Genomic DNA, 24,218 nt, shown 5'->3' with positions numbered 1-24,218 from the left:
AAGTGGAACATCAAAGTATTTTAGAACTGCACCCTGGCCTGGTGTGGGGATTTGCGATAACAGTGGTTATCATGCTACTCCTGGACTTAGGAGTTTTCAACAAAAAAAGTCATGAAGTATCTTCCAAGGAGGCTACCATTTGGTCTATCGTGTGGATCTCACTTTCAATGGTATTTTCAGGAGTCGTGTATTGGGTTTTCAATACAGACGGAACCCCTGAAAGTCATGCATTGGCAATAGAGAAATTTACACAGTATCAGGCTGCCTACTGGATTGAGAAAGCTCTTTCTGTGGATAACCTCTTCGTATTTATCCTTGTTTTCGGGTTCTTTAAGGTTCCGAAATTTCTCCACCATAAGGTCCTTTTCTGGGGAATCATTGGTGCATTGATCTTCAGAGCAATATTTATTTTTGCCGGAGTAGGACTTATTAACCTTACTTATCTTCCTGAAATGAACATCTTCGGAGAAGCAGTGAAAATTAATGTAGTAATGGCTCTGTTCGGTTTATTCCTTGTATATGCAGGAATCAAATCATGGGGAGATGGTGGCGATGATGAAGACGAAGATTACAGCAATACAGCCGGAGCGAGATTGATTAAAAGCTTCTGGAAAGTTTCAGATAACTATGATGGAGATAAGTTCTTCACTATTCAAAACGGTATCAAAATGGCAACCCCTCTTTTGGTAGTGGTGGGTGTTATCGAATTTACAGACGTTCTTTTTGCAGTAGACTCTATCCCTGCGATCTTTGCAATCTCAAATGACCCGTTCATTCTTTATACATCAAATATCTTTGCGATTTTAGGACTTAGATCATTGTATTTCCTATTGGCGAACTTTATTCACATGTTCAGCAAACTTCCATATGGCTTAGCTATTATCCTGTCATTCATTGGAGTTAAAATGCTTATTGCCCCTTGGATTCATATCTCTTCACCTGTTTCCTTAGGGATTGTAGGAGGAGTATTAGTAATCTCGGTTCTTTTATCTATTATTTTCCCTGAAAAAGAAGAGGATAAGAAAGAAGAGTTGGAAGAAAAATAATCCTATTTAAAATATATAAAAAAAGCCTCCGGAATTAAATTCCGGAGGCTTTTTTGTTTACAAAGATTCTTGTTGGAAAACGTTATGCACAAAGAGAATAAACATTTTATTTTTTTAGACGCAGGAAGATCGAAGATTTTTAGCAGTATTCTTTCTTAACCGCCAGCTTTATCAAGAATCATAGTTTACAGTATTAATTTTATCGAAGATAAAATCCTTGCGTCTTTAATACTCAGAGTTTATAAAAATAGCGTCTTTGCGTTTTCCAAAACTCTCATCAAAAATAAAACAGACAGATCAGTCTGTTCTTTAATTTTTTTCATACATTTGTTCCAGAAAATAAAAGCAATATGAAACCTCCAAGAGAAAGAATCATAGAAACCACATTCCAGCTATTTGCCAGACAGGGGTATAACTCTACAGGAATCAACCAGATCATTTCCGAAGCAGAAGTAGCCAGAGCAAGTTTCTATCAGCATTTTAAATCCAAGGAAGATTTGTGCGTAGAATTTTTAAAAGTGAGACATGAATATTGGTTTAGTGAACTCAATAGCTTTTTAGAAAAAGAAAAAGATCCAAAATCTAAGATCATCAAAGCTTTTGAATTTCTTATTTATATGAATGAAAAAGAAAACTTTAGAGGTTGTAGTTTCCTAAATATCTTATCAGAAATTCCTGGTGATAACATTAAAATTCTAAATGTGATCCAATCCCATAAAGCTGACCTTAGAAGCTATTTTTTAGAAATATTGAAAGATGAGCAGATTTCCGATCATATATACATGCTTTTTGAAAGTAGTATCATAGAAAGCCAGCTTTTTAAATCCAATGAATTAATTGAAAAATCAAGAAAAATAGTCACCAATTTAATACAATAAATTATGGAACAGAAACATCCGCTTCCTCCTTTTACGCTTGAAACGGCAAAGGAAAAGATCCAAATAGCAGAAGACGCCTGGAACAGTCAGGATCCTGAAAAGATCTCGAAAGCATATACCATCAATAGTGAATGGAGAAACAGAGATACATTTGTTAATGGAAGAGAAGAGATTGTTGGCTTTCTTCAAAAAAAGTGGGGAAAAGAACTTCATTATAAGCTTAAAAAAGAATATTGGGCACACACCGATAATCGCATTGCTGTTCGCTTTGAGTATGAATATCAAACAAAAGACGGAACCTGGTTCAGAGCCTATGGAAACGAGAACTGGGAATTTGACGAAAATGGATTGATGGCAAAAAGATATGCAAGCATCAATGATTTGGCTATCAAAGAAGAAGACCGGATATTCAAATAAAGGAGTAAAGACTGTTGTAATGACAGTCTTTTTTATGGTTATTCTTAATAGGTAACAGGTTTAAAGTTTACAATTCACTTTTTTTCCCGTGTAGTAACTTATTAATCTTTCTTCTTGTCTGCACAGATACTTTATAGGCTTCATCACGAAGCTTCTGTATCTTTCCAACAGGTTGAAAAATAGCCTTACTTTCAAACGGATTAAACGAAAGAAGCTCATTACTGCAGTCACGAGGATCCAGTAAAGAGCCCTTATTTATTTTTACTTCACCGATTTTAATGAAAGGCGAATTTTTCCATTCAACATTCAATTTATTAATAGGCTGCTCTTTCAAATCATAACAAAGCTGAATCAACACATCAGCCGTGAAATTATTGTCATGGAAAAAATTTTTTAAGGCCTTTTTTGTGTTTTCTTTTTTACCTATATTTTTATCTACAGACTTTGGGCTTAGTTTTATTTTCATCATATGATCTCCCAAACGATAAGCTCCTACAGAATGATAATCAAAAGATAGGATAAAATCATTCTTTTTACTGATCAGTTTTATTCCATTTTTGATAAAAGAACCCGTTAAAACAGATGGAAATACTTTAACTATTTGGGTAATCAGAGGAAATAGACTGCTCCATTTTTTGATATAAAAGTGATTAATGGCAGTAAATAGTTTTAAAAAAGTAGAAACGGAATTAACAGGGAATAATGGAAAATTGACCAACGGATAATTGGAAAGTAAATTATTATTCTCATCCCGGATCTGTACAGCAAATCCATAGGCCGGAAGATCCTTTTTGGAGTTTTTAATTTTCAATTGAGCATTGGAAAACCTGATCGTCAGATCAAACTTTTCCCTATCAAAAAATGGGTGTAATGATTCCGGAATTCCCGGATCTATCCAAAAGGTTCCCTTTGCTACTGCATAGGTTTTTGCATGAGCATTTCTGGTAGCATAGTTAACGTCACTTATAGAAGAGGATTGTTCAACAAAATCTGCAATAGATTTTTTATTGATTTCCAGAAGCATTTTTTCCTCTTCATTAAGTTCATCGAACTTCTTGGTATATTTTAGTGGATTTGGCATTTAGTTTTTAAATTCAATTATAACACCAAGTTTTGGAATCTGTGTTAAGAGATTATTACAATTGTTTGAATTTTGTTAAAAGAAGAACGGGAAATACTAAATTGAACATGTGATGAATGCTTTATTTAAAAGAAATGAATATTTAAGTAATTGAATATTAGTACTTCCTATTTCTTACTTCTTACTTCCGGTAACAAATCTTATCTTTGTAAAAAATTATAATATGGGAGTAGCAGATATGTTATTTAAACGTAAAAAAGAATTAGCAGAAAAGAACCTTAACGATGGTAAGGAATATATGGAAGAGTATGGTAAGAGAGAAAGCGTTGTGCAATTGCCTAGCGGCTTACAATACGAAATCATCACTGAAGGTGATGGGGCAAAACCAGGACCTAAATCTACCGTAAAATGCCACTATCATGGAACTACTATCTCAGGTAAGGTTTTTGATAGTTCTGTAAAAAGAGGAACACCAGCAGCTTTTCCTTTAAACAGAGTTATTAGCGGATGGACTGAAGCTCTTCAGTTAATGTCTGTTGGGAGCAAGTGGAGATTAATTATTCCTCCGCACTTAGCTTATGGTGATCAGGAGATCAGCAAGGAAATAGGCCCAAACAGTACGCTTGTTTTTGAAGTGGAATTGTTAGAAATTAAATAATCCGATTTAAAAATAGATTAAAAATTTACCTGAATTCAGGTAAATTTTTTTATTTGTACTATATTCGTATTGTAAATTGTAATGCAGCAGATTGACAGTTTTTTAAATAATTTCCCAACGACACACAAAAATAGATTGAATGAAAAAACTTTTTTATCTTTTTATTGTTCTCGGTCTGCTTACTTCTTGTGTTTCCAAGAAGAATCAGATGATCCAACAGAATATATTAACCCTTAAAGATAGTTACTGTAAGGCTCCTTTTAAATATAACTACAGCAACAGAGTACCCTCTCATAATTCTGATTCTATCTTACTGGCCAATAAGGAATTGAAAGCGATGTTCTCTGACCAAAGCATTCTCATTCTAAATGCTCTGGATAATTTAGATGAGGTTCATGACATCATGGATCTTAAAAAAGATTCATCCTTGGCTTCTCAAGTTAAAGTTTTGCAGCTAAAGACTAAGATAAATAGCAAAATAACCATTGCCCTGACAGAACTGGATGCAGTGGCTGCAGAATTTGATTGCGAAGGAGAAAGGGTAGCCCAAATAGGAAACTACGTAGATAATCTTAATTCTTCAAGAAACAATAAACTGATCTTATACTCAATCATTGCGGGGGCAGCAGCTTCCATAGCCGGCGGAATTGTAAAAGATGAAGGCTGGAGTAATGCCATTGATATCAGTGGTGGGGTATTGGGAGCAGGATTTGGTTTGGCAACACTTAATCCAAAAGGAAAAAAAGTGGAATTCATTCATCAAAGAAATCTTTTGAGGGATATTTGGAGAGAAAAACTGGAGTCTCCAAACTTCCCCCCATTTATCTGGTATATGTATACAGAAAAAAAGTTTTCCAATAGGGAAGAACGTTCCATTATCGGAAATATGAAAGAAAGATGGCTTCATTATCAATTTGACGATGATAATAATAAGGCTGATCAATCTGTTATTTTTAGTGATGGTGGTTTTTATAGGGCAGATGATCTTCACAATAGAGCTGCAATGCTTAATCAGATGCAGTCTGCAACAAGAACGATCAATCAAAACATCAATTATTTACTGCTGGATTTGGATAAATTAATCCTTTAAGAAAAAAATAACTGTAATAATATTTGTTACATTTAAAAAATTGTTTACCTTTGCAATGTAATTACAATGAATAATACAAGATTTGCTACGGCAGTACATATCATGACCTTATTGGCAAAAAGTCCTCAGGAATGGCTCACTTCTGAATGGATTGCTGGTAGTATCAATGTAAACGCTGTTATTGTTCGTAAGGAGATCAGTGTATTGAGAGAAGCAGGAATGATTATTAGCAGACAAGGAAAAGTTGGAGGAACTCAACTGGCAAAGAGTGCTGAAGTAATTACTATTTCCGAGATTTATAGAGCGGTAAAGAATACAGAGGTTTTAGGAAAGAAAAATCAGAATCCTAATCCTGCCTGCAGCGTTGGAAAAGAAATTAATACTCATTTAAATACATTATTTGAAGAAACAGATCAATTGGTAATTAAATTTTTAGGAGATAAGTCATTGCAGGAATTCGCGGATCAGTTCGAATAAAATTTTTTTAACCATAAATGTAACAATATTTATTACAATTTAATTTTAAAAATAAAACATTATGAAAAAAGTAGCAGTAATCGGTGCAACCGGATTTGTAGGATCACACATCGTAAAAGAATTATCACAAAGAGGGTATGCCGTAGAAGCTTTAGTAAGAGATGCATCTAAGGTACAGACACAAGACAATGTAACCGCAAAAAGTGTTGATGTAAACAATGTAACAGAATTAGCAGATGCTTTAAAAGGAAGTGATGCTGTCATCAGTGCTTTCAATGCAGGATGGACAAATCCTAATCTTTACAATGACTTTTTGAACGGTTCTGAAAACATTGAAAAAGCTGTAGAAACATCAGGGGTAAAAAGATTAATCATAGTAGGAGGTGCAGGAAGCCTTTATACACCGGATAATGTACAGATTGTAGATACACCGGACTTCCCGGATGCTTACAAACCTGGAGCAACTGCAGCAAGAGATTATTTAAACAAGATCAAGGAAAACAATACATTGGATTGGACTTTCTTCAGCCCTGCGGTGGAAATGAACCAGGCTAATGTAGGTGCAAGAACAGCACAATACAGAACTTCATTAGAAACACCGGTGTTTGATGAAAATGGAAGAAGCCGTCTTTCAGTGGAAGATGTAGCAGTAGTTTTGGTTGACGAACTAGAGCAGAATAACCATATCCGTGAACGTTTTACCGCAGCTTATTAATTTAAAAGAACAAGAATGTTAAAAAGAAAATTATTATCACTCATCACTATTTTAGGGTTTATAAGCATATTTGCAGGTAACCTTAAGGTGAAAGTGTATAACCCTGGAACCAAGGCTATTTTTCCAATTACTTCTACCCTTATTTATGGAGATAAAGATGCTATGCTTATTGATGCTCAGTTTCAGAAGCAATATGCAGAACAGTTGGTAAAAGAAATAAAAGCAACAGGGAAAAACCTGAAAATTGTTTTTATTTCTCATAGCGATCCTGATTTCTATTTTGGACTGGATGTGATTAAAAAAGCATTTCCAAACGTAAGAATTATTTCTACAGCACAAACAGCTTATCTTATTTCTGCTTCAAAGGATGATAAACTGGCTGTTTGGAAACCACAGTTGAAAGCAGACGCACCATCAGAAATTATTATTCCGGAAGCAGTAACTGCCATTCCTGATCTTGAGGGAAATAAAATTGAGATTAAGCAAAATTCTGATGATCCAGCACACAGCTTTCTTTGGATTCCATCTATCAAAACAGTGGCAGGAGGGATTTCAGTTTCTGTAGACTCACATCTTTGGATGGCCGATACTCAGAATGCAAAGGCGATTGACCAATGGATTGGGCAAATTGATGCAATGAAGATCTTAAAACCTGAACAGGTGGTTCCTTCACATTTTGCAAAACAATCTCTGTCTCCCAAATCTTTAGATTTTGTAAAAGGTTACCTTGAAAACTATAAAAAAGCCGTTACAGAAAATAAAACCTCACCTGCAATTGTAGATTTTATGGTGAAACAATACCCTAATCTTCCCGGAAAAGATGAATTGGGAATGGGAGTAAAGGTATTTCTTGGAGAAATGGACTGGGATTTAAAATCACCTTATCCAGCAATTGGCAAAAAAGTAGAAGTTGATTTTGGAGCAGTAAAATTCCTTTTGGATTTTAAAGATAACAAAACAATGACCTTTACTGGAACGGCAGGAAGTTCAAAAAATAGTACAGATACAGTAGAGTATACAGCAGTGGAAGTGGCAAAGAATGTGTTTATGGTATATTGGCACGAACCTCACTTAGGCTTCAATGTTACTCATATTGAGGATTACAACAAGAATATAGTATATTCTAGTATTGCAGGTCCTGATGGAACATTTACCCATCCGAAAGGAGCACTCAATATTCTAAAATAAAAAATATTTTAACATACAATCTGCAAGAGAATAAAATAGGCTGCCTTAACAATGAGACAGCCTATTTTATGTTATAGATTCATAAACAACCTCGGATTCACCGGAGTATTGTTCTTATGTACTTCATAGTGGAGGTGAGGACCCGTAGAGCGGCCGGAGTTTCCGGATTTTGCGATTACCTGGCCTACTTTTACCTTATCATTTACTTTGGAAACAAGTTGTGATAAATGTCCGTAAAGAGTGGCTAATCCATTTCCATGAGAAACAATGACACAATTGCCGTAGCCTCCTTTTTGTCCGGAGAAAATGATTGTTCCCGCAGCGGCAGCTCTTACATCAGAGCCAAAAGCTACAGCAATATCCAATCCTTTATGGAACTGCATCTGATCTGCTTCAGCAGGTGGATTATTTTTTTCAACTGGAGCAGCCTTGGAAGTTGTAGTACCGGCAACCGTTTTTACGGTAGAGCTAGAAGTGCTGGAAGCAGATGCAACTGGAGCTGCTTTTGGAGTTACCATTACCTTTACTTCTCTTTTATTTCCATAGCTGTCGGTAAGTTCAACAATTTTTTCAACAGGTTCAGCTTTTACTTCCGGTTTAGGTGCAGTTGGAGCCGCTGCATTTGTTTTCGTTGCAGTACCAGTTTTTACAGATGCATAAACCGTTCGGAATGGGATAGGATTTTTTCTTACTCCAAAATTAGAGGAGATATATCCGTCTGTTGGCATTCCCAAAGGAACCTGCATCAGTTTTTTTTGTAGATCCATCAGATACTGGCTGTATCGGTTGGCTTGCTTGGAAAGATAAATAGAATTGGCAATGCTGTCCTGATCAAGCATCATTAGCTTTTCATTAGAGATGTCCTTAGATTTAAGGAAAGAATTAAGTTGACCAACAGTTTCATCTACCAGGGTAAGATCTGTTTTCATCTTTAGATAATCTACACTGTCTTTTTCAGTGTTTATTTTTACAAGGTTTACTTCATAATTTTTGTCATCCCTTTCAGAGAAGAGCTTTGCAATAAAGACTCCTTGTGCAAAAACTACTAGCAAAAGTCCTCCCAGGAGAATGTTTACGTTCTTCTTGCTGTTTAGAAATTTTTTCATATTTCCTTTCTTAGAATTATTTAAAACGGTTTTGAAGCTGCAAATTTAATTAAAAATAAGTTTTGAGGGTTATTCTTAACTAAAATTCAGTTTTTTCTGTATCTAACGTTGAATTAGTTATTTAATTGTGTTGAGATGTTATTTTTTTCAGAAAATGGTTTTTGTCATGGCTTTAGGCACCTCGTTAAATCTTTGTTTAATATATTTGCAGTTCACAATCCAATTATGGCTAAAAAGAAAACAAATTCAGAATCTTCGAATCCAAAAAAGACGAAAAAAGACATTTCTGTAGGGGTAGTAGGAAGCGGAAGTTTTGCAACTGCTATCGTAAAAATGCTTGTTGAAAACTGTAAAGTAGTGCATTGGTGCGTAAGAAGTGAGTTCGTAAAAGGAGCAATTGAACTTCGTGGACATAACCCCACTTACCTTACCGCTGCTACTTTTAATCTTAAAAGTTTAAAGCTGACAACGGATATCAATGAATTGGTTTCTGCCTGTGATGTCATTGTTTTGGCAACACCGTCCATCTACCTGTCTGATACCATGGATAAAATGACCTGCGATTATTCTGATAAAATATTTATTTCAGCAATTAAAGGAATTATCCCTAAGGTTAATGATGTGGTTGCCCATTACCTGCGTGATGAATTTAAAATTGGTTTCAGAAATCAGGCCGTTATTGCAGGTCCGTGTCATGCAGAAGAAGTGGCTATGGAAAGACTTTCATACCTTACAATTGCTACTGTGGAAGATGAAGTTGCAGAAAAATTGGAGGAAGTCTTCAGTTCAGATTTTATCAAAGTACAAACCAGTAAAGATATTCTTGGAAATGAATATAGTGCCATTCTTAAAAATATTTTTGCAATTGGAGCAGGAATAGCAAGTGGTTTGGGATATGGAGATAACTTTACAGCAGTCTTTGTTTCCAATGCAATCCGTGAGATGGAAACATTCCTGGAAGCAATCTATGAAGCACCAAGAGATGTAAATGAAAGTGCCTATCTGGGAGATCTTTTAGTAACAGCTTACTCATTGTTCTCAAGAAACAGAAATCTTGGGAACCTCATCGGAAAAGGATATACTGTTAAATCTGCAATTCAGTCGATGAATATGGTGGCAGAGGGATATTATGCGGCAGATTCAATCTACAAAACAGCAAAGCAAAAGAATCTTAAACTACCAATTATTGATACGGTATATGCCATTCTTTATGAGGGTAAAAGTGCTGAGAAGCAATTTAAAAAATTAACAGCAAAACTGAACTAAAAAAATAAGGCTTTAATCACTAAAGCCTTATTTTCAAAATATTGTAAAACCAAACTTAAGCACTTTAGTGCTTAAGTTTTTTTATTGGCTCATTTTGGTAATCAAAAGCGCTAAAGATGATCTTATGTTAAGATTACTTGCTGTAAATCCGTTTCCTGTATCAAATTCAAATTTTTGTATGATGGTTGTAGGAGCTGTTAGTTTTATAAAATAACTTCCCTGGAAAAATTTCTATAAAATATACATTCGAAAATACTTTTTAATCAATTGTAATTCAATCAATTAAAAAGTATTTGTTTTTGACATTTTTTAAATAATATTATATGTCATCAATCATTTCAATGATGCTTTATTGAAAATTTCGATGGCTTTTTGTTGGATACTAAAGAAGTGTTTTTGCCGGAAAAAATAACGTGTTAAAATCGTTAAACGCGTTCCTCTTTTTAAAACTTTTCCCGAAATTTGAAGTAAAATTTAAAATTATGTCACAATCGCTTACAAGCAGAACACCGAAACCTAAATACGACGTTGTACTGATAGGGGGCGGAATTATGAGTGCAACGCTAGCAACGCTGCTCCATGAATTTGATCCAAATCTTGAAATTGCCATCTTCGAAAGGCTGGGAAGATTTGCTAAAGAAAGTACAGCTGCATGGAACAACGCCGGAACAGGGCACTCCGCATTTTGTGAGCTAAATTATACGCCTGAGAAACCTGACGGAAGTATCGATATTAAAAAAGCAGAAAGCATTGCAGAGCAGTTTGAAATTTCAAAACAGTTTTGGGCATATTTGCTGAGTAAGGGTTATATTCAGGAACCAAAAGATTTTATCAACTCTTGTCCGCATATGAGCTTGGTCTTTGGAGAAAAAGATGCTGAATTTCTTAGAAAACGTCATGATAAAATGGCTGAATCTGTTCTTTTTTCAGGAATGGAATTTTCTTCAGATCATGAGAAGCTGAGAGAATGGATTCCTTTGGTGATGAGTAAAAGAAACAAGTCTGAAGTAATGGCCGCTACCAAAATGGATATGGGAACGGATGTGAACTTCGGGACATTGACCAGAAAAATGGGCAGACACCTGCTGGAGGACTCTAATGTTGAGGTTTTTCTATACCATGAAGTGAAGGATATTGATCCAAAAGAAAATGGGAAATGGGAAATGAAAGTGAAAGACAGAATTAATAATCACAAACAAGAAGTTACCGCAGACTTTGTATTCATCGGAGCCGGAGGATATGCACTTCAGTTGTTGGATAGTTCAGATATTAAAGAGAGTGAAGGATATGGAGGTTTTCCTGTTTCGGGACAATGGTTGGTAACTCATAACCAGGAGCTGGTAGAGAAGCATCAGGCTAAAGTATATACACAGGCAACCGTGGATGCTCCACCAATGTCAGTTCCTCATCTTGATCTTAGAATTATTGATGGTAAAAAAGCGCTTCTTTTCGGACCTTTTGCTGGGTTTTCTACAAAATTCCTGAAAGAAGGGAGTTATCTTGATTTACCTGAAAGTGTGAATACTAAAAATTTGAAATCTTTATTTGGTGCATGGTGGCATAATATTCCTCTGACTAAATATCTTATTCAGCAGGTGGCTATGACTAAGTCTCAAAGAATGCAGCATTTAAGAGAATTTATTAAAGATGCCAAGGAAGACGATTGGGAATTGAAAGTAGCAGGACAGAGAGTTCAGGTCATCAAAAAAGATGAAAAAGAAGGAGGTAAGTTGGAATTCGGAACTGAAGTAGTGGTTAACAAAAGCGGTACTATCGCCTCTTTACTGGGAGCATCACCAGGGGCTTCAACAGCAGTATATGCAATGCTGGATGTTCTTGAAAAATGTTTCCCTGAGAAACTGAATGGAGAATGGAAAGGCAAGTTGCTTGAAATGGTTCCGTCGTACGGACAAAAGTTGGCAGAGAACCCTGAACTTACTGAAAAAGTAAGAAATTATACAAAAGAAAAACTAGAATTAGAATACTAACAACAATAATGAGCAACGAATAAGGTACTTATCCATTGCTCATTATTTATTACTTATAAAAAGGTGGAAGAAGTCATTATTAAGCCGGTTATTGCAAAGGAACTCCTGGAATCTCTTCAGGCAAAAATAGAAGAAGAGAAGCAGGTGATTGTACATTGTTGTTTTCCGGCATCGCCATTTTTAGGAAACTTGATCAGGATTTGGCATTCAACCTATCTTTTTGATAACCAGTCTGAGCATAGAAGCAAAATGATTCATGCGGAGAATATTTCAATTTCTCCCTATTGGACAACAGTTCCGTTTATGAAAGATTTTTGGTTTACTCTTATATTTTCGGGACTTCCGAAAGACTGTAAAAGCTTTGATCTAAAGGAAGTTATTCCTGAAGAGGGAGGTTTTTTTGTGGAATCAATTAAAAGAAATTCTTCTGACGTTTATCGTGTAAAAATATTAGAATCCTATTGAACCATGAAAATAAGAGAAGAAAAGCTAGAACAGATCATCCAATGGGCCGAGGAGAATCAGGATATTCGTACTGTTCTTCTGACAAGTTCATTGGTAAACCCTTATGCTCCTGTGGATAACTTTAGTGACCTTGATGTGGAACTGGTCTTTGAGAACAGAAATGCTTATGAAGTTAATCATGAATGGATCAGGCTTTTTGGAGAACCTATTTCCATGATAGAGGAAAATGATACTGTCTTTGATGGAAAACATGCCATGAAAATGGTGTTGTATAAAGACCATGTAAAGGTTGATTTTAAGCTTTATCAGGTATCAGACTTTTGTGAGGAAGTTAAAGAGGAAACACTTCCGGAAGATTGGGACCTTGGATATAAGGTTTTGGTTGATAAAGATAATTTAACTATAGACTTGAAATCTCCAACCTATCAATCCGTTATGATTCATAAACCTACCGAGCAGGATTTTAAGCAGTTGCTTAATGACTTTTGGTGGGATACAACTTACGTGGCTAAATGCCTTAAACGGGGGGATATTTTTTATGCTAAATTTATGTCTGAAAATATCTTACGGTCAGATTACCTGGTTCCCTTAATAGAATGGTATATTGCAAGTTTCCATGGCTGGAATAATATCACCACCAATAAACATGGCAGATTATTTAAAAAATATCTTTCTGCTGATTTGTGGGATAGAGTAGAGAGTACCTTTTCTGGAAGTGATATTAACGAAAATTGGACTGCCTTGTTTGCTTGTGCAGATCTTGTGCATGAACTGGGAGCCGACTTAGCCGAGAAACTCAATTTTACCTATCCTGCCCAACTTGAAAAAGATATAAGAAACTATCTTACTGAAGTGCAAATAATGCCCTAGCCTTAGGCAAATTCATTCTGTTTAATCAGATTTTCAATACAATACTCTGCAATGGCAGTAATAGTTACGAATGGATTAACTCCAATTGTTCCTGGAATAAGCGATCCATCCAAAACATACAGATGATCAAGATCTCTTAGCTTTCCAAATTCATTGGTAGCTTCACCCAATACACATCCGCCAAGTGGATGATAGCAAATATCTGCTCCAAAACCATTATTGAAAAGAAAGTGACTTCTGGTACCACCATTGGCCTTATTCATTTTTCTGACAAAGTATTTGGCATTTTCTCTCATTTTAACTGTATGGCTCTCATCCCAATTCAATTTCAACATTTGGTTGGCTTTATCATACGTGATTTCTCCCTTTTTGTCCACTCTGTTAATTAACAGATATAAGGCTGTTGCAACATCCATTCCCATCGGTAGAGGGGCTATTTCTGTGAAAAAAGGATGTTCCTTATCATCCCAATTATCAATTCCGCCCACAGGAATTGTGGATTGTTTGGAGCCTGTTCCTCCAGATAAGGGTTTTACCCAGTTTCTTCCGGTCATGAAATTACCATTGTTGCCCCAGTTTTTTCCTACTTTCTCGTGAATAGGAAGATTATTTACAACATGGGACCGAAGAAGAAGCTCTAAGGTTCCCATGGTTCCTGCTGAAAGAATCAATTTTTTACATTGAAAAACTTTGTTAGTGATTACATTTCCGGATGTGTCAATTTGCTGAGCATTTAATGTATAGCTTTTATCATCATTAAGCTTAATATGATCAACTTTATGCAGATCAAGGATTTCAAGGTTTCCGGTGTCCAGCGCTTTTTTAAGGTAAGTTTTATCTAAACTGTTTTTGCCATGGTTATTCCCATAAATCACCTCTGTATTCAGGGCGGAGCGGGGAACTTCATTACGGAATTCTTTTTCCATGTACTTAAAATCATATACATTAGGAACCCGCATCGTTTTAAAACCGGCTTTATGAGCTTCTTCTTCACCTACTCTTGTAAATTTATAATAAGGACAATCTTTTAAGAATTGCTCATCAATAACATTCACCTTGAGTTCTTCCCGTACCAAAGGAAAATAATGATTGTAAAATCTTTCAGTATCCAGATTGGGGAAAACTTCTTTAAAGTAATCTTCTTTAGGAGTTACGGCCATACCTCCATTTACCAATGAGCCACCACCAACACCTCTTCCCACCCAGATATTGATATTATCGAAGTACAATCGGTCAAGTGTTCCGGTGAAAGGAGTTAAAGAAAAGATATTCATGAAAGGAGCAATGGTTTTCTTTTTTAGCCATGCTGAGCTTTTCCCGGGTTTTAAAAGATTTGAAAATGGAATTCCTGCTTTCTCCCAGTTAAGACCCATTTCCAATAGGACAACTTTTTTTCCGGCCTCACAAAGTCGTAAGGCAGAAACCGCACCTCCATAGCCACTTCCAATGATAATGATAGGAGCTTCCACAATTTCTTTTATGGCATTTGTTTTTCGCTCCGCAGCCTGAAAAAGATTGGATTGAAGAAAATAAAAACCGGAAATAGCCAGTACACTTGTCTTGATGAATTCCTTTCTGTTCATGGGCTTTGGTTTTCAAAAAGTATGCTAGATCAAAGTGAATTTGTTTTATTTAAAACAGATTGTGCTTTTTTATTACAATTTTAACTTTTGATCCCCTGAAAAATTCATAGTTTTACTTATAATTTAAAAATTCATGAAAAAATATATAGTGATCTTCTTCCTTCTTCCTTTATTGGCATTTTCTCAAAAAATGGTCTCGCAGGAAGTGATGGATGTTAAGAAATTTCAGAAAGATCTTGATACTGAATATCTGGATCCTAAGACGACGCCTTTACGTGGGGATAATTTTAAAAACTTTAAAGGGCACCCGTTCTTTCCATTTGAGATGAGATATAGAGTGACTGCAAAGTTTGTTAAAACGAAAAGGTCCAAGCCTTTTGAGCTTCCCACTTCTTCAGGTAAAACAAAATCTTACAAGGAGTATGGAAAAGCAACCTTTGAATTGGATGGAAAACCTTATACTTTAACTTTATACCAAAGCCTGGACCTGATTAAGCAGGAAAAATATAAAGATTATCTTTTTCTTCCATTTAGAGATGCTACCAATGAAAAGGAAACCTATGGTGGCGGAAAATACATGGACCTGAAAATCCCGAAAGGAAATACTATTCTTTTGGATTTTAATCAGTCCTATCAGCCGTTTTGCGCTTATAATGCCTATGATTACAATTGTCCCATTGTTCCGGAAGAAAATAAGCTTCCTGTAGAAATACGTGCCGGAGTAATGTATGAAGATATTTATCATCACTAATTATGATCAGGTTAGAATTCTTTAAGCAAGAAGACCTTTCAAAGGTTAGTTATAGTTTGGATGAAACTCAGTCACGCTTTACAGCTACGGCGGAGCAGGCTTTACAAAATATTGAAAAAAGGGATGATAATGATGCATTCCCCATTACGATTCTGGAGGATGAAACGCCTGTAGGTTTTTTTGTTCTTGATTTTGGAAATGATAAATTTGAGCTAACGGATAACGAAAACTCTGTTTTGGTAAGGTCTCTATCGGTAAACCCTGAAATGCAGGGAAAAGGAGTGGGGAAGAGGGCCATGATGCAGGTGGATACCTTTGTGAGAGCGTATTTTAAGGATTGTAATGAGATTGTCTTGGCCGTCAACCAGAAAAATGAATTAGCTTATCATATTTACCTTAAGGCAGGATATATTTATGATGGAAAAACCAGAATTGGAAGAAGCGGCCCTCAATACCTGATGCATAAAAAAGTTGAATAAAAGAATAATCAGTTTATTATTCTCTTTAATCTATTCAAATATCTGTTGTATAACTTCTAATGACATTGGATTTTTAAAGTCAGAGATATGATAATGATAATATACTAAAAGACTATCCAGAAAATCTTTTCTTAGGGAAGAATGAATCTTTGTTGCGTAAAGATTCTCAGTACAAAGCACATTTTTCCATATCATTGAAATCTCTTCACCAAACAATTGATGGGTGGGAGTAGTGGAGAATGTTCCTGTTTCCGGATCTAGAAAACCACCATCATTGATTAAAGGAGCAACACCCTGAATTTTTAATATTACCATTAAAAAAAGCAAGTGTGACTGGTAGTTTTTATTTTCCAGCTCCTCAATGAATCTTTCGATGCTAAGAAAAATATTTTGGTTTTTATTTTCAAGCTTAAGAATTTGGTTCAGAAAGTCTGAAATAAAAAATATAACGGTATTTGCTCTTATATCTGCATCAACATCACAGTTTTTCACCAGCTCAAATTTTGAAATTGACTGTATTCCATTTCCTCTTACAGGATTGATAGAAAAGGTAAGTTTATTCAATGGTTGTAGGAGGGCTTTCTTTTTATTTCTTTTGGAATATATTCCTTTTAGGAAATAGGTCTGAAAACCATCCTCTTCTGTAAAACAATGCAGTACAGCATCATTTTCTCCATACTTGATGAATGATAGTAAAAAACCGTTTTGTGAATTCATTAATTAACCACTCCTATTTTGGCTGTAGCTTTATCAGAGCCATCCTCATTGGTCATCAGTACAAAATAAATTCCTGATGCAACCCGGGCTCCTTTATGGTTATTAAGATCCCATTCATAATATCCTCCTCGTGCCACGGCGGAGTGTACCACATTTCCTGCAGCATCAGTGATTCTTATGTTTGTTTTTTCTGCTAAACCTTTAATGGTAACTTTTCCCTTGAAATTAGAATAAACAACAGGGTTAGGGTAAACCACAACGTCGCCGAAATTAGCATTCACATCAGAAACATCCCCCTGATAGGTTACAATACCACTATAGGTTACAAAATATACTTTACCGGTCTTTTTATCTACTTTTATATCTGTAACACTATTGGTAGGAAGAGGAGAATTTTCCATTGTAAAGTGTTTTATGGTCTTTTGACCGTCAGATGATAAATAATAAACACCTCCCCCTTCTACGGAAACCCATTTGTAATCTCCGGCATCTACTTCAACCTGTAAAATTTGAGAATCTCTGAAAAGTTCTTCTCCCAAGCCGTTTTGCTCTATTATTATAGGATTAACTTTAGGCTCAGGGGTTTTAATTTCTGAGGTTGCATTAGATAATATCCTTAAGCCACTGTCTGTACCAATCCATGCATCACCAGATTTATCAATGGCAACAGATATTGTTCCATTGGAGTTTCCAGCAAATCCGTTTGATTCTTTTAAAATATAATCATTGTCATCAGAAATATTAAGGGCATCCTTATAGTCACATACCCAGAAAGCATTAGCTCTGGATAAGGGTATCCATAACATGTTTTCGTAAACGATTGGCTTCTGTATTCCCAAAGTTTTAAAAGAGAGCTCTTTAGTGATAAAATCATCTTTAGCTTTGTCATAGATGGCTAGAATGGGGGCACCACTTTCTACATAGGCAATCGATACAAAAATATTATTTTTAGAGTCTGTAGTAATACCCACAGCACGTCTGGCAAAGTCTGGAGCTTGAATATTATAGTACTTTACAAATTCAAAATCTTTATTGCTTGCATTGTACTTCATTTTATAAACTCCCTGATCGAAAATAGTATAATTGGTGAAAAATACTTCATTATTATCAAGCGGGTTTATTATGGCATCTAATACATTGATTTTTCCTGTATACTTACTAAAATAGGATGAATAGATCCATTCTGTACCATTAAAGTAATAGAAACCAGGCCTTTTAGGGTTCTCTACCGGGAAATTATATCTGTCAGCTCTTGCTCCACTGGATACAAGAAGTTGATTATTATCGTAAAGATTTATCTTATGTGCAAAATTGAAATAAGGACCGGATGGTTTATAAGTTGTATTCCCCTCGTCTTTTATTCCAGATAGGATAGTTCCTCCAAATACTTTTCCGTTGGCAATAATGGATGTATTACATTTTTCACCAAAATCTACGGCGTTAGAATAAGTTCCATTGATTCCAAAAGTATATACCCTGCTGTCAGTAACTACGATATTGTTAGAACTTACAACTACATCATTGATACTTCCGAAATTGGTAGGAAGCTGCATGGGAGTACCATTATTATAGATGAAAGCCGCAGTAGCCGATGAAAATACCAATTCAGATTCAGAATCAATATGTTTAAATGCTCCGGGAATTTCTGTGGTCCAAGTAGAAAATACAGGAAAAGTAGTATTCAGCTCATGGCTTTTTAGACCTGTGTTTGTTACAGAATATACTTTGTTCCCAAATATGGTAGCTTCGTTACTTGCCTCATAAACACCCGCACTTAAGAAAAATGATGAGTCACCAAATTCTTTCTTCTTGATATTAAATATGGAAACCCCATAACCTACTGAAATTACAGCCTGGTCTCCTGTAATGGAGATATGGTTGATTTTTTTGTTTCCGTTATAGCCTGCAGCAATAGGAATATCAACAATATATTTGATTTCATTAGGAGTAATGACATCCATAGAGCCATTTTCATAGCCAATAACTCCTATCTTACTTTTTGGATCATAATCAAATGCAGTGATTCCTACATTATGAAGACCGTTGACCTTAGATAACTTCGTAATTTCTCCTGTTGATATTGTATAATAGAAGATCCCGTTTTCGGTGGCAGCTATTATTTTTCCATTGTCTTCCTTCATGGCCAAGACATTATTATAGGAAAAGAGATCTGCCCATTTTTTCGATGAAATGACCTGAGCTTTTGTAAACTGCAGGGATGCTAAAATACCAAGAGAAATTAAAGAGAGTTTTTTCATATTATGCTATTATGCTGCTGTCAATTGCCTGATTATTCCAGGAGATATGCTTTACGTTTTTGTTTGTATCAAAATAAAAATCAATTCTACCCAAAAGAAGACCTGCCCAGCCCACCTGGTTTACAAGTACATTTTTGCCCTGTCTGTTGGTGAATGTTTGGGGCTCCGGTAGAAACGTATGAGTGTGGCCACCTAAGATAATATCAATGTTTTCTGTACTGGCCGCTAAAATTTTATCACTTATCTTACTAGGTTCATCCTTATAATCATACCCAATGTGAGAAAGACAAATGACAAGGTCACATTTCTGTTCATTTTTCAAAAAGTTTGAATAATGCTGTGCAACATCAATCGGGTTAGAATAAACCGTTTCTCCATATTGTTTTTTGCCCACAAGGCCATCTAGTTGAATTCCTACACCAAAGATCCCTACTTTTATTCCATTCTTGTTGAATATCTTATAAGGAGAGGTTTTTCCGTCTAAAATGGTATTTTTAAAATCATAATTGGAACAAATAAAAGGAAATTGTGCATTAGGAAGAACCTTTAAAAATCCCTCAAGGCCATTATCAAAGTCATGATTGCCCATGGTAGAAGCATCATACTTCATCATAGACATTAATTTAAATTCCAGTTCTCCACCAAAGAAATTAAAATAAGGAGTTCCCTGGAAAATATCTCCTGAATCAAGAAGTAAAACATTACTTTCCTGATTTCTGATTTGCTGAATTAAGCTTGCCCTTCTTGCAAAACCTCCCTGATTAGGATTCTTTGTATAACTTGCATCAAAAGGTTCTATTCTGCTATGCTGGTCATTAGTATGAAGAATAGTCAGTTTATTAGTGGACTTTAAGTCAAGAATGTTTAACTCTTCCGCCATCATCATATTGGGAGCCAAAGCCATTGCTAAAGATCCACCACCTATTGCTTTTAAAAAACTTTTTCTATCCATTACTTTTTACCAATAAAATTTAAACGAAGGTCTGTAGCAGGAACTATTTCAGGATTTTTCTTGAAATATTCAATGTATAAATCTCTAAGTTTCACCCCTGTTGGGATTGCTTCTCCTTTCCCAAAGAATTTCATATTATCCCCTCCCAGAGCTAGATAGTCTGAAGTAGCAATATAGTAGTCTTTGTGCGGATCTATTGCTTTTCCGTTAATTAAAGATTGGGTTAATTGTCCGTTTTTTGTTTCTATATATAAATGAGAAACAGGATTGTTTACCTGTGTTTTTGCATAATATTCAAAAAGCCCGGGTAAATCAGCACCTTTTATTTTCACAATAATCAATTCATTTTCGAAAGGCATTACTTCAAAAACATTCTTCAGCATAATATCACCTTTCCCAATGGTAGTACGGATTCCTCCGATATTGATTAAAGCTGCATCTACATTCTGCTTTAGGTGGGCCTTTGTCCATTGATCACCTCCTTCCAAAGTATAATCAGCTAAAAGATTTCCTAGATTGCTGTTATCTCCCTGTTTTGTAAGATCTACACTGGTATGAGAAATCTTTTGGTTCATTTCTTTATCCAGTTTTTGCTTATAGGGTTCAATAAATTTTACAAACTCCTCATCATTTTTTAGCTCATTATTAATAGAAATATTTTTCTGGGGCTTTACATTCGCAAGCTGCGATGTAGACGCCGTTTTGCATGCAGTAAGCGTTGCCAGAGCAATTCCTAGTAACAAGAATTTATTTTTCATAATATCTTTTAGTATATGCAAATATAACTATATGTATAATAAAACATTATTATTTATTATAAATTCTTAGTGTAAATGATTAAATTTGACGAAAATAATTCGAACAGATGAGCATTTTAAAAGGAGTAGGTGTTGCATTGGTAACGCCCTTTAATGAAGATTTATCCGTTGACTTCGACAGTTTAACAAAACTTGTTGAATACAATATTGAAAACGGAACCAATTATTTGGTAGTATTAGGAACAACGGCTGAGGCCGCAACGCTTTCTGATGATGAGAAGAAACAGGTAATTGAGCATATCATTAAGGTGAATAATAAACGTCTTCCTTTGGTATTAGGAATAGGCGGTAATAATACTCTTGAGGTCAAGAAACAGATAGAAGAAGCAGATCTTTCTGCATTTGAAGCGGTACTTTCTGTATCTCCATATTATAATAAACCTAATCAGGAAGGTCTTTACCAGCACTATAAGGCGCTGGCTTCTACAGGAAAAAATATTATTATTTACAATGTTCCGTCCAGAACAGGGCAAAATGTTGATGCAGACACTACTATTCGTCTTGCACAAGAATTCTCAAATCTATTTATGATCAAGGAAGCTGCTCCGAGCATCTTACAATATTTTGATATCCTTAGAAAGAAGCCTGAAGGGTTCTCATTGGTATCAGGAGATGATGAATATACACTTCCTGTAACTTTGGCAGGTGGAAATGGAGTGATTTCTGTAATCGGGCAGGGGTATCCAAAAGAATTTTCTACCATGGTGCAATTGGCATTTGATGGAAAAGTAAAAGAAGCCTATGAGATTCACAACAAATTGGTTGAGATCACACGTCTTATTTTTGCAGAAGGAAACCCTTGTGGTATCAAAGTGGTATTGGCTGAAAAAGGAATTATTAAGAACTATTTGAGACTTCCATTAGTTCCTGCATCAGAAGGACTATACGCTAAAATTAAAGCTGAAATGTCAAAGATCTAATTGATGAAATTTGTAATAATTGGTTTTAATGTCAATTTAAAATTCACTCATGTGATCAAATTGATTATTTACAATTAATAAAATATAATTAAGTGAAAAGCTTCGGTTTTTCACTTTTTTTAATCATAATATGAAAAATATGAAATTAACCAAAGCAACCGAAGAGAATGTTCCCTTAATTCAGGATCTGGCACGCAGAAGCTGGAAGAATGCCTATGCAGAAATACTTTCTGAAGAACAAATGGACTATATGCTTTCTGAAATGTATTCTAAGACTGAACTTGAAAGTCAGTTGCAAAATCCCAATTACCATTATTACCTGATTGTAGATGAGAATGCTAATTCTTATGAGGGATTTATGGGATATGAACACCATTATGAAGATGAAACAACAAAATTACACCGTATTTATCTAATTCCGGAAAGCAAAGGAAAAGGATTGGGGAAATTGGCCCTTCAGTTTTTAAATGAGAAAGTTTCTGAACACGGAAACAAAAGAATTATCCTTAATGTGAATAAGCATAATGCGGCCAGAAACTTCTACGAATCCCAAGGATACAGAGTTTATGATGAGGGAGTTTTTGATATCGGGAATGGATTTGTAATGGATGATTTCTTAATGGAATTTCTAATTCACGATTAATTGACTTAAAATTCTGTAACTTTATCCTGTAATTCTATAACAAGTGATTTCTTTTTTTGATTCATCTTTGTCTTAGAACCAAATCACTTATAACAATACATTCATATGCTTGGTTTTGAGCTGATTCAGCTTTTTATCAGTATATTTTTTTCATCCTTAGTGTTTAAATTCCTGTATTCTTTAATACAGGAGTTTTTTGTTGTAGGTGTAAAGTTAAAAAAATATAGTGCTATTTCACTTTTACTTGAAATAAATTATTATATTTACTAAAAAAAATAGGCTTACTAATACTAGGATGAAAATGTACGTTAAATTTGATTTCAATGCCCTCTGTAAGAAGGTATTGGACGAAAAGCTGAAAGAGCATGGGTTGAAATACCGCTTGCTGAATTTCGGTGAGGTAGAGTTCTATGAACCCTTTACGCAGGAACAACATAATCTTTTTAAGAAAAACCTTGGAGATTATGGTATTGAGATCATTGAAAGCCAAAAAACGGCTTTAGTACAGAAAATAAAAGATGTAATTGTAGAGCTTGTCTTTTCCGAGGAAATTATTCCTGTAAAGGCATCTATTTATATTTCTGAAAAACTAAATCACAGCTATGGATACCTTTCAAACCTATTTTCAGAGGTTGCTTATACATCCATAGAAAACTTTATCATTCTCCAGAAAATAGAACATGCCAAGGTATTGATCATAGGAAATAAGCAAAGCCTTACAGAAATCGCCCATAAACTGAACTACTCCAGTGTAGCCCATTTAAGTACACAGTTTAAAAATACAACAGGAATTACACCCTCCCAGTTTCAAAAGATTATAGGAAAAAGAAGAAGAGCCCAAAGTGTGGAAACAAACCCTAAAATGCAGTATGAATAAAGAATTCCTGAACGTAATAGTAACAGATAACGATGAAAACACCTTAATTTTTTTTAAAAACATATTTAAAGAGCTTAAAATCTCAATAAGAATTCAATGTTTTTGTAATGGAAAAGACTTGATGGAGTATTTAAATAATGATGAAGCAGTTGTCCCTGAAATAATTTTTATGAAGTATAGCATTCCCGAAAAGAATAGTCTGGAATGTTTAGATGACATAAAGAAACAAGAGAAGTTTAGTAATATGGTGACAACAGTTTACTATGATCAACTTACTGAAAATGAAATAGAAGATATTTTCGTAAAAGGAACTAATATTTGTATGAAAAAACCTTCCGATTTTGAAAGTCTGAAAAAAATACTTACGGATGTTATTACAATCAATTGGCAATACCAGACTTCCGGATTGAATAAACAAAATTTCATCCTTAAAGTGTGATGAATAAGTAGTTTTAGTGTCTTCATTTTATAGATATACAATGGTATTTATTGCATACTATTCACACAAAAGTGAGAATTTTATAATTAATAATTGAAATAATATAAAATAAAATTCAGTTAATATCCTGACATTTGTAAATGTAAATTCAGTGACACAAATTTGACTATATACATGAAGATACAAATGAATGAAGAGTAATTGTTTCTACAGAAAATATATAAATCACGATGTTAGTTAACAAAATGAATTATATTAATTTCCAATTTTAAAGCATAGAAGATCTTTAAACAAAACGGTACAATCATGAAAACTTGAAGTAGTTGGAGATATTTTTATTCGTTTCATTCCCTCATCTCCACCTAAACACAGTTAGTTTTTATAATAAGCAAGTTGGAAAAATAATTCATTTTGTTTTTTATAATTTATTTTAATAGTTCTGGCTTAATCTTTATCTTATTCAAATAATATATAGATATTTTCACACCACACCACATCACAAAATATTAAGGCCTAAACTATTAAAATAAATTTTT

General features: G+C 34.7%; 25 protein-coding genes. 18 read left to right on the top strand and 7 right to left on the bottom strand.

What is annotated here, in order from left to right; genetic code table 11:
- Window positions 1–2 precede the first annotated feature (2 nt).
- From SCA31_RS11420 to SCA31_RS11410, 3 genes are all read left to right on the top strand, one after another.
- Window positions 3–1,046 (top strand): TerC/Alx family metal homeostasis membrane protein, encoded by a 1,044-nt coding sequence (locus SCA31_RS11420; RefSeq protein WP_410697127.1) that lies wholly within the window; start codon window positions 3–5, stop codon window positions 1,044–1,046.
- 350 nt (window positions 1,047–1,396) lie between these two features.
- Window positions 1,397–1,924 (top strand): TetR/AcrR family transcriptional regulator, encoded by a 528-nt coding sequence (locus SCA31_RS11415; RefSeq protein WP_410697126.1) that lies wholly within the window; start codon window positions 1,397–1,399, stop codon window positions 1,922–1,924.
- A 3-nt stretch (window positions 1,925–1,927) separates the two neighbouring features.
- On the top strand, window positions 1,928–2,341 hold the full coding sequence (locus SCA31_RS11410; protein ID WP_410697125.1) for a DUF1348 family protein: 414 nt from the start codon (window positions 1,928–1,930) through the stop codon (window positions 2,339–2,341).
- 67 nt (window positions 2,342–2,408) lie between these two features.
- Here the strand turns inward: SCA31_RS11410 and SCA31_RS11405 are convergent, their stop codons facing one another.
- A complete protein-coding gene (locus SCA31_RS11405; protein WP_410697124.1) occupies window positions 2,409–3,422 on the bottom strand; it encodes a catalase in 1,014 nt (337 codons plus the stop codon).
- A 223-nt stretch (window positions 3,423–3,645) separates the two neighbouring features.
- Between SCA31_RS11405 and SCA31_RS11400 the strand changes: the two genes are divergently transcribed.
- The 5 genes from SCA31_RS11400 (at window position 3,646) to SCA31_RS11380 (ending at window position 7,550) form a co-directional block, all read left to right on the top strand.
- Entirely contained in the window at window positions 3,646–4,080 is a 435-nt protein-coding gene (locus SCA31_RS11400) for an FKBP-type peptidyl-prolyl cis-trans isomerase (RefSeq protein ID WP_410697123.1), read from the top strand.
- 139 nt (window positions 4,081–4,219) lie between these two features.
- Complete coding sequence (locus SCA31_RS11395) at window positions 4,220–5,170, top strand: hypothetical protein (RefSeq protein ID WP_410697121.1); 951 nt, start codon at window positions 4,220–4,222, stop codon at window positions 5,168–5,170.
- A 66-nt stretch (window positions 5,171–5,236) separates the two neighbouring features.
- Window positions 5,237–5,647 carry an Rrf2 family transcriptional regulator gene (locus tag SCA31_RS11390; protein ID WP_410697119.1) on the top strand — a complete coding sequence of 137 codons (411 nt, stop codon included), beginning with the start codon at window positions 5,237–5,239 and terminating at the stop codon, window positions 5,645–5,647.
- Window positions 5,648–5,708: 61 nt separating this feature from the next.
- Window positions 5,709–6,362 carry an NAD(P)-dependent oxidoreductase gene (locus SCA31_RS11385; RefSeq protein WP_410697118.1) on the top strand — a complete coding sequence of 218 codons (654 nt, stop codon included), beginning with the start codon at window positions 5,709–5,711 and terminating at the stop codon, window positions 6,360–6,362.
- A 15-nt stretch (window positions 6,363–6,377) separates the two neighbouring features.
- Window positions 6,378–7,550 (top strand): MoaF-related domain-containing protein, encoded by a 1,173-nt coding sequence (locus SCA31_RS11380; RefSeq protein WP_410697117.1) that lies wholly within the window; start codon window positions 6,378–6,380, stop codon window positions 7,548–7,550.
- Between the two features lie 71 nt (window positions 7,551–7,621).
- Here the strand turns inward: SCA31_RS11380 and SCA31_RS11375 are convergent, their stop codons facing one another.
- Window positions 7,622–8,656, bottom strand: a complete 1,035-nt coding sequence (locus SCA31_RS11375) for a M23 family metallopeptidase (protein WP_410697116.1) — start codon at window positions 8,654–8,656, stop codon at window positions 7,622–7,624.
- A 225-nt stretch (window positions 8,657–8,881) separates the two neighbouring features.
- Between SCA31_RS11375 and SCA31_RS11370 the strand changes: the two genes are divergently transcribed.
- The 4 genes from SCA31_RS11370 (at window position 8,882) to SCA31_RS11355 (ending at window position 13,245) form a co-directional block, all read left to right on the top strand.
- On the top strand, window positions 8,882–9,922 hold the full coding sequence (locus SCA31_RS11370; RefSeq protein WP_106917310.1) for an NAD(P)H-dependent glycerol-3-phosphate dehydrogenase: 1,041 nt from the start codon (window positions 8,882–8,884) through the stop codon (window positions 9,920–9,922).
- Window positions 9,923–10,404: 482 nt separating this feature from the next.
- Window positions 10,405–11,910, top strand: coding sequence for a malate dehydrogenase (quinone) (mqo, locus tag SCA31_RS11365; RefSeq protein ID WP_410697114.1), 1,506 nt, complete (start codon window positions 10,405–10,407; stop codon window positions 11,908–11,910).
- 63 nt (window positions 11,911–11,973) lie between these two features.
- Entirely contained in the window at window positions 11,974–12,375 is a 402-nt protein-coding gene (locus SCA31_RS11360; RefSeq protein ID WP_410697113.1) for a hypothetical protein, read from the top strand.
- Between the two features lie 3 nt (window positions 12,376–12,378).
- A complete protein-coding gene (locus tag SCA31_RS11355; RefSeq protein ID WP_410697112.1) occupies window positions 12,379–13,245 on the top strand; it encodes an AadS family aminoglycoside 6-adenylyltransferase in 867 nt (288 codons plus the stop codon).
- 2 nt (window positions 13,246–13,247) lie between these two features.
- Here the strand turns inward: SCA31_RS11355 and SCA31_RS11350 are convergent, their stop codons facing one another.
- On the bottom strand, window positions 13,248–14,828 hold the full coding sequence (locus SCA31_RS11350) for a GMC family oxidoreductase N-terminal domain-containing protein (protein ID WP_410697111.1): 1,581 nt from the start codon (window positions 14,826–14,828) through the stop codon (window positions 13,248–13,250).
- Window positions 14,829–14,961: 133 nt separating this feature from the next.
- On the opposite strand from SCA31_RS11350, the gene SCA31_RS11345 reads away from it, so the two are divergent.
- Entirely contained in the window at window positions 14,962–15,579 is a 618-nt protein-coding gene (locus SCA31_RS11345) for a DUF1684 domain-containing protein (protein ID WP_410697110.1), read from the top strand.
- A gap of 2 nt (window positions 15,580–15,581) precedes the next feature.
- Window positions 15,582–16,058 (top strand): GNAT family N-acetyltransferase, encoded by a 477-nt coding sequence (locus tag SCA31_RS11340; RefSeq protein WP_410697109.1) that lies wholly within the window; start codon window positions 15,582–15,584, stop codon window positions 16,056–16,058.
- A 30-nt stretch (window positions 16,059–16,088) separates the two neighbouring features.
- Here the strand turns inward: SCA31_RS11340 and recO are convergent, their stop codons facing one another.
- From recO to SCA31_RS11320, 4 genes are read right to left on the bottom strand one after another with little or no spacing between them, the layout of a single operon-like run.
- Window positions 16,089–16,775, bottom strand: a complete 687-nt coding sequence (gene recO, locus SCA31_RS11335) for a DNA repair protein RecO (protein ID WP_410697108.1) — start codon at window positions 16,773–16,775, stop codon at window positions 16,089–16,091.
- Window positions 16,775–19,033, bottom strand: a complete 2,259-nt coding sequence (locus SCA31_RS11330) for a hypothetical protein (protein ID WP_410697107.1) — start codon at window positions 19,031–19,033, stop codon at window positions 16,775–16,777. The genes recO and SCA31_RS11330 overlap by 1 nt, the downstream gene beginning before the upstream one ends.
- Before the next feature lies 1 nt (window position 19,034).
- Window positions 19,035–19,985 carry a bifunctional metallophosphatase/5'-nucleotidase gene (locus tag SCA31_RS11325; RefSeq protein ID WP_076356356.1) on the bottom strand — a complete coding sequence of 317 codons (951 nt, stop codon included), beginning with the start codon at window positions 19,983–19,985 and terminating at the stop codon, window positions 19,035–19,037.
- Window positions 19,985–20,743: a 5'-nucleotidase C-terminal domain-containing protein gene (locus tag SCA31_RS11320; RefSeq protein WP_410697106.1), complete on the bottom strand. Its 759-nt coding sequence runs from the start codon at window positions 20,741–20,743 to the stop codon at window positions 19,985–19,987. The genes SCA31_RS11325 and SCA31_RS11320 overlap by 1 nt, the downstream gene beginning before the upstream one ends.
- Before the next feature lie 107 nt (window positions 20,744–20,850).
- Between SCA31_RS11320 and dapA the strand changes: the two genes are divergently transcribed.
- From dapA to SCA31_RS11300, 4 genes are all read left to right on the top strand, one after another.
- Complete coding sequence (dapA, locus tag SCA31_RS11315) at window positions 20,851–21,723, top strand: 4-hydroxy-tetrahydrodipicolinate synthase (RefSeq protein WP_410697105.1); 873 nt, start codon at window positions 20,851–20,853, stop codon at window positions 21,721–21,723.
- 139 nt (window positions 21,724–21,862) lie between these two features.
- A complete protein-coding gene (locus tag SCA31_RS11310; protein WP_410697104.1) occupies window positions 21,863–22,366 on the top strand; it encodes a GNAT family N-acetyltransferase in 504 nt (167 codons plus the stop codon).
- Window positions 22,367–22,661: 295 nt separating this feature from the next.
- Window positions 22,662–23,243: a helix-turn-helix domain-containing protein gene (locus tag SCA31_RS11305; RefSeq protein WP_410697103.1), complete on the top strand. Its 582-nt coding sequence runs from the start codon at window positions 22,662–22,664 to the stop codon at window positions 23,241–23,243.
- The gene (locus SCA31_RS11300; RefSeq protein WP_410697102.1) at window positions 23,236–23,682 is read left to right on the top strand and encodes a response regulator; all 447 of its coding nucleotides are present in this window, start codon (window positions 23,236–23,238) and stop codon (window positions 23,680–23,682) included. The genes SCA31_RS11305 and SCA31_RS11300 overlap by 8 nt, the downstream gene beginning before the upstream one ends.
- Window positions 23,683–24,218: the final 536 nt, after the last annotated feature.

This window comes from Chryseobacterium sp. SIMBA_028 (assembly GCF_046535285.1).
In the GTDB taxonomy this organism is placed as follows: domain Bacteria; phylum Bacteroidota; class Bacteroidia; order Flavobacteriales; family Weeksellaceae; genus Chryseobacterium.
This window is presented reverse-complemented; position numbering and strand designations above follow the sequence as displayed.

Excerpts from the sequence above, each read along its gene's own strand:
- SCA31_RS11310 (WP_410697104.1), top strand. The coding sequence starts at position 21,863 with ATGAAATTAACCAAAGCAACCGAAGAGAATGTTCCCTTAATTCAGGAT.
- SCA31_RS11395 (WP_410697121.1), top strand. The coding sequence starts at position 4,220 with ATGAAAAAACTTTTTTATCTTTTTATTGTTCTCGGTCTGCTTACTTCT.
- SCA31_RS11305 (WP_410697103.1), top strand. The coding sequence starts at position 22,662 with ATGAAAATGTACGTTAAATTTGATTTCAATGCCCTCTGTAAGAAGGTA.
- SCA31_RS11325 (WP_076356356.1), bottom strand. The coding sequence starts at position 19,985 with ATGGATAGAAAAAGTTTTTTAAAAGCAATAGGTGGTGGATCTTTAGCA.
- SCA31_RS11390 (WP_410697119.1), top strand. The coding sequence starts at position 5,237 with ATGAATAATACAAGATTTGCTACGGCAGTACATATCATGACCTTATTG.
- SCA31_RS11350 (WP_410697111.1), bottom strand. The coding sequence starts at position 14,828 with ATGAACAGAAAGGAATTCATCAAGACAAGTGTACTGGCTATTTCCGGT.
- SCA31_RS11320 (WP_410697106.1), bottom strand. The coding sequence starts at position 20,743 with ATGAAAAATAAATTCTTGTTACTAGGAATTGCTCTGGCAACGCTTACT.
- SCA31_RS11415 (WP_410697126.1), top strand. The coding sequence starts at position 1,397 with ATGAAACCTCCAAGAGAAAGAATCATAGAAACCACATTCCAGCTATTT.
- SCA31_RS11385 (WP_410697118.1), top strand. The coding sequence starts at position 5,709 with ATGAAAAAAGTAGCAGTAATCGGTGCAACCGGATTTGTAGGATCACAC.
- dapA (WP_410697105.1), top strand. The coding sequence starts at position 20,851 with ATGAGCATTTTAAAAGGAGTAGGTGTTGCATTGGTAACGCCCTTTAAT.
- SCA31_RS11330 (WP_410697107.1), bottom strand. The coding sequence starts at position 19,033 with ATGAAAAAACTCTCTTTAATTTCTCTTGGTATTTTAGCATCCCTGCAG.
- SCA31_RS11340 (WP_410697109.1), top strand. The coding sequence starts at position 15,582 with ATGATCAGGTTAGAATTCTTTAAGCAAGAAGACCTTTCAAAGGTTAGT.
- SCA31_RS11375 (WP_410697116.1), bottom strand. The coding sequence starts at position 8,656 with ATGAAAAAATTTCTAAACAGCAAGAAGAACGTAAACATTCTCCTGGGA.
- recO (WP_410697108.1), bottom strand. The coding sequence starts at position 16,775 with ATGAATTCACAAAACGGTTTTTTACTATCATTCATCAAGTATGGAGAA.
- mqo (WP_410697114.1), top strand. The coding sequence starts at position 10,405 with ATGTCACAATCGCTTACAAGCAGAACACCGAAACCTAAATACGACGTT.
- SCA31_RS11380 (WP_410697117.1), top strand. The coding sequence starts at position 6,378 with ATGTTAAAAAGAAAATTATTATCACTCATCACTATTTTAGGGTTTATA.
- SCA31_RS11370 (WP_106917310.1), top strand. The coding sequence starts at position 8,882 with ATGGCTAAAAAGAAAACAAATTCAGAATCTTCGAATCCAAAAAAGACG.
- SCA31_RS11400 (WP_410697123.1), top strand. The coding sequence starts at position 3,646 with ATGGGAGTAGCAGATATGTTATTTAAACGTAAAAAAGAATTAGCAGAA.
- SCA31_RS11410 (WP_410697125.1), top strand. The coding sequence starts at position 1,928 with ATGGAACAGAAACATCCGCTTCCTCCTTTTACGCTTGAAACGGCAAAG.
- SCA31_RS11345 (WP_410697110.1), top strand. The coding sequence starts at position 14,962 with ATGAAAAAATATATAGTGATCTTCTTCCTTCTTCCTTTATTGGCATTT.
- SCA31_RS11405 (WP_410697124.1), bottom strand. The coding sequence starts at position 3,422 with ATGCCAAATCCACTAAAATATACCAAGAAGTTCGATGAACTTAATGAA.
- SCA31_RS11300 (WP_410697102.1), top strand. The coding sequence starts at position 23,236 with ATGAATAAAGAATTCCTGAACGTAATAGTAACAGATAACGATGAAAAC.
- SCA31_RS11355 (WP_410697112.1), top strand. The coding sequence starts at position 12,379 with ATGAAAATAAGAGAAGAAAAGCTAGAACAGATCATCCAATGGGCCGAG.